This is a genomic window from Mycobacterium sp. TH-M82 (assembly GCF_057473605.1).
This window is the reverse complement of sequence record NZ_JBYCKY010000065.1, coordinates 1-4,301: the sequence shown is the minus strand read 5'-3', so window position 1 is coordinate 4,301 and position 4,301 is coordinate 1. Positions and strand designations below refer to the sequence as shown.

Here is a 4,301-nt window from a genome sequence, read left to right as displayed (position 1 = left end):
CGCCCACCGGCCGTGTGCTGGTAGCGCATGGCCGCTTGCGGTGTCGAATGACCCAACCGTGCCATCAGTTCAGCCAGCGTAGCGCCGGTGGCCGCGGCCAACACGGCACCGCTGTGGCGCAAATCGTGAAAGCGCAAATCGTCACGTGACGCTGCGGCCCGCGCCTTGGCGAACCAGCGCGCCAACGTGGCCGGCGCCAGGTGCTGGCCGTGGCGGGCCGGAAACAGCAGCGCGTCGCGCCGGGCGCCAACGTGGCGGCGCAGGTGGTCATCGATTGCAGGCATAAGGTGCGGCGGAACAGCCACGTCGCGGATGCCGGCGTCGGATTTCGGTGTGGTGATGCGGAAGGCGCCACCGTGGACGCGCACGACGCCTCGGCGCACCCGGATCACCTGGCCGGCTAGGTCAATGTCGCCGCGCCGCAGCTCGGCCAGCTCCCCGAACCTCAACGCGCACCATGACGCCAACGGCACCATCAACCGGTACGGCTCGGGCATCGCCTCGGTGATGGTGGCCAGCTCCGCTACGCTGGCCGGCCGGATTTTGTGGACGCGCCGGGAGCTGCCGGCACCGCGAATCACGCACGGATTCACCGCGATCCGGCCGTCACTGACGGCGGTGCCCATGATCGTGCGGAGCAACCCGTAACAATGCGCTCGCAGTGTCGGCGTCCTGGCCCCGAACCGGGCGTACCAGGTGCGTACATCGTCGGCGGTGATCGACGCCAACGCCAGATGCCCGAACGCCGGGATCAGGTGCTGATCGAGCAGCTTGGCGTAGTGCTCGCGAGTGCGGGCCTTCAACTCTCGCTGCGCCAGCCAGGTCTGCGCGTACTCCGCGAAGGTGAGCGGATCGGGTTTGCGTTCGGCAGCCTCGGGTGGCTGCCACGCTTTGCGGACGATCTCGGCCTGGCGCAGCGCCAGCCACGCCCTGGCCTCGTACTTGGTCAAGAACAGCGTCGGCGCCTTATGGCGGCGACCGTCAGGCCCGAAATACCTGGCGCGGTAGCCCGTAGCCAGCTTGTCGACAGACCCGAATACGCCCGACTGTCGGGCCTTGCGGCCTTTACCGCGCGTCATGTCGCCGCCTTCCTGTCGCGGCGGTGGGCCGCGATCTCAGGTCATGACCTCAGCGTGACCTGACACTAGCAACTTCGCTTCCGCTTGCTTCCGCTTGACGAACATTGTACTGTGTGAAGTCAGCGCAGGTAGAACGGCTAATGCGCTGATCAACTACACAGGGCTGGCAAACCGACTGGACTGGTTCAATCCCAGTACCGCGCACCAGTATTTATGCAGGCACGTTAGGTTTTTGAAGCGGTGAACGGGGCGCGTGCCCAAAACGTGCCCGATGGTGAAACTCCGGCCTGGCGATAAGAGGGGTTAGCTGGGCCATGACAACCGCAACGAGATCCGCCTACGTAAAGAGCGTCAACACCGATCCCGTCCACCGCGACAGCGCACACTTCCAACGCTGGCTCGACCGCTACGGCGACGACTACGAAACCGACGCCGAGCGCCATGCCGGCTACCGGCAAGCCGTGGCCGCGCTGGCCGAACTGCGGAGCATATTCGCCGACGACCGAAGCGGCCCCGTCCCGCTACCGCCCGGCTTCACGCACGCTGATGGCTGGCAATCCAGCGGCGGCAAACTCCCATGCCGGGTGGTGCTGGGCGCCGAGCGCGCCGTTTCCGACAGCAGCGTGCGCGTGTCGGTCGCGGCCGTGCAGTTCGCCTGCGGCAGTGTCCGACTGCATGGCTGGTCGAAACGCGTAGATCTCGTCGTCTCGAATTACTTCCCGTCCTCCCTGTTCATCCTGCGCGGGCACCGCGGATGGTCTGCCGAAATCTCGATAGTTTTGGTTCGGGCAGCTCGGCTGGAATCAGGGATGCGTCGCCGGGGTGGTGAAAGACGCATTCACGTGCGCTGTGAATCGTCGCATCGTTAAACAGCTTCACCGACACCTCAATCTTGTGGCCCGCGGATATCGGACCTTGCCGGGGAGTCGCACCACGCCGACCTGCTGACCATCGTTGGCGAAGCCGACCTGCCTGACCATCGTTGGCGAAACGGTCCAAGTAGAACCGGGGCACCGTGTGATGACCACGCGCGATCTGAGCCATCAGCTCAGGGTAACCGGCACCCTGTCCGGCAATGCCCCGATCTTGGCATACACCGCCGGGCAACCGGTCGGCCGAGCCGGAGATATTGTGTGAGCCGAAACCCGCGAGCCCCTGGAAAGCTGGAAAAGAGGTTGTCATGGCCAAGGTTGTGCTGGTGCTCTACCCCGACCCGGTCTCCGGTTACCCGCCGGTGTATGCCCGCGATGCCATTCCGGTGCTGGGCGGCTACCCCGACGGCCAGACGCTGCCCAGCCCGTCGTCGGTCGACTTTCGGCCCGGTGAGCTGCTCGGCTGCGTCTCCGGGGAGCTGGGATTGCGCAAGTTCCTCGAAGACGGCGGCCACCAGCTGGTGGTCACCTCCGACAAGGATGGCCCGGATAGTCAGTTCGAACGCGAGCTTGCCGACGCCGAAGTGGTTATCTCGCAACCGTTTTGGCCAGCATATCTGACAGCTGAACGGATTGCCAAGGCGCCCAAGCTCAAATTGGCGCTGACCGCCGGGATCGGTTCGGACCACGTCGACCTCAAAGCCGCTATCGACCGCGGCATCACGGTCGCCGAGGCAACCTACAGCAACAGCATCAGCGTCGCCGAGCACGCGGTGATGCAGATCCTAGCCCTGGTACGTGATTTCGTGCCGTCGCACCGCTGGGCCGCCGAGGGCGGCTGGAACATCGCCGACTGTGTGTCCCACGCCTATGACGTGGAGGGCATGGACGTCGGAGTGGTCGCCGCCGGGCGGATCGGGCAGGCGGTGCTGCGCCGGATGGTTCCGTTCGACGTGCACCTGCACTACACCGACACCCGCAGGCTGCCGGAAGACGTCGAAAAGGATCTGAACGTGACCTACCACCCCGACGTGGCATCGCTGGTCCGCGCGGTCGACGTGGTGTCCATCCACTCGCCGCTGGTCCCACAGACCTACCACCTGTTCGACGAGGACCTGCTGGCAACGATGCGGCGGGGCTCCTACATCGTCAACACCGCGCGCGCCGAGATCTGCGTGCGTGACGCGGTCGTCGCAGCTCTGAACAGCGGGCAACTGGCCGGCTATGCCGGCGACGTCTGGTACCCGCAGCCGCCGCCGGCCGATCATCCGTGGCGCACCATGCCGCACAACGCGATGACCCCACATGTCTCGGGCTGCACGCTGTCCGCGCAGGCCCGCTACGCGGCGGGCACCCGGGAGATCCTGGAGGACTTCTTCGCCGGTCGCCCCGTCCGCGAGGAGTACCTGATCGTGGACGGCGGGCAGCTGGCCGGCACCGGCGCAGCGTCGTACAGTGTCGGCGGTGACGCCAGCCCGGGCAGTGCCGGACAATAGCCGGACAGTAGGATGCCGAGGACGCCTGGTCCGAAGACCGCACACCAATTACTGGGCTACGTCAGCAGCCCCGGAGTGAGGTCACCGAACGGTCGCGACAGCATCAGCTCATCGCCTTCGAACACATTCTCGTGGATGAAGTTCGACACCTCGCCAACCAGCGAACCGGCCACTGGGGCGACCCGCTGAATCCTGATCCGCCACACCGAGGCATCCGTGGTGGCAGCGGTGATGCTGTACTGCCGGATCTGCCGGGCACCATCGGGCAGCGTCACCGCAACTGACGTGTATTGGCCCGGACGAAACTCGGGCATGGCGCTGTCGGTGCCGATCAACGTCAATGCGATGCAGTCCGGCGCATCCGGCGTGCGGGTCAGCACCCGGGCTGGCAGCCACACGTCGCCGGGAACAACACCGGCGTGCGCGTAGAGGTCGGCCTCCCGACCTATGAGTGCATCGGCCATCAGCCAGTACACCTCGTCCCAGGCGGCGCTGACGTCATCGGTGATGGCGTCACCGCCCACAGCAGCGATCGCGTCGAACAGATAGTCATGCACCAACTGATACTGCTCCGCGGTGATGCCCAACGACGCGTGCTTGTTCGCAATCCTCGACAACATCTTGTTCGGCGCTGGGGCGTAGCCGGCGACCAGCAGCTCCGCGAAAGAGGCGATGGCACCGGCGAGCGCCCGCTGCTGGTCACCCTGAGCCTGATTACCCCGATTGAACAAGTCACGCTCCAGCGCAGGGTGATCAACTGATCGCGCTCACTGAAACTGCCCAGTTCTGCTCATCGAAAATGCTCACCGCGTGGCTCCGCCATTGAGGGCGGGCCTCCGTCGATGCTGCTGGTG

4 protein-coding genes are annotated in these 4,301 nt (G+C 65.7%); 2 read left to right on the top strand and 2 right to left on the bottom strand.

Features of this window, described 5'->3' with window-relative positions:
- On the bottom strand, positions 1-1,079 hold a 1,079-nt coding region (locus AC2VON_RS02085; RefSeq protein ID WP_486951452.1), incomplete at its 3' end, for a site-specific integrase.
- A gap of 314 nt (positions 1,080-1,393) precedes the next feature.
- On the opposite strand from AC2VON_RS02085, the gene AC2VON_RS02080 reads away from it, so the two are divergent.
- Together AC2VON_RS02080 and AC2VON_RS02075 are read left to right on the top strand one after the other, a co-directional pair.
- Positions 1,394-1,948, top strand: coding sequence for a hypothetical protein (locus tag AC2VON_RS02080; RefSeq protein ID WP_486951451.1), 555 nt, complete (start codon positions 1,394-1,396; stop codon positions 1,946-1,948).
- Between the two features lie 311 nt (positions 1,949-2,259).
- The gene (locus AC2VON_RS02075) at positions 2,260-3,447 is read left to right on the top strand and encodes an NAD-dependent formate dehydrogenase (protein WP_486951450.1); all 1,188 of its coding nucleotides are present in this window, start codon (positions 2,260-2,262) and stop codon (positions 3,445-3,447) included.
- A 56-nt stretch (positions 3,448-3,503) separates the two neighbouring features.
- On the opposite strand, the gene AC2VON_RS02070 is transcribed toward AC2VON_RS02075, so the two are convergent.
- Positions 3,504-4,178, bottom strand: a complete 675-nt coding sequence (locus tag AC2VON_RS02070) for a globin domain-containing protein (RefSeq protein WP_486951449.1) — start codon at positions 4,176-4,178, stop codon at positions 3,504-3,506.
- Positions 4,179-4,301 lie beyond the last annotated feature (123 nt).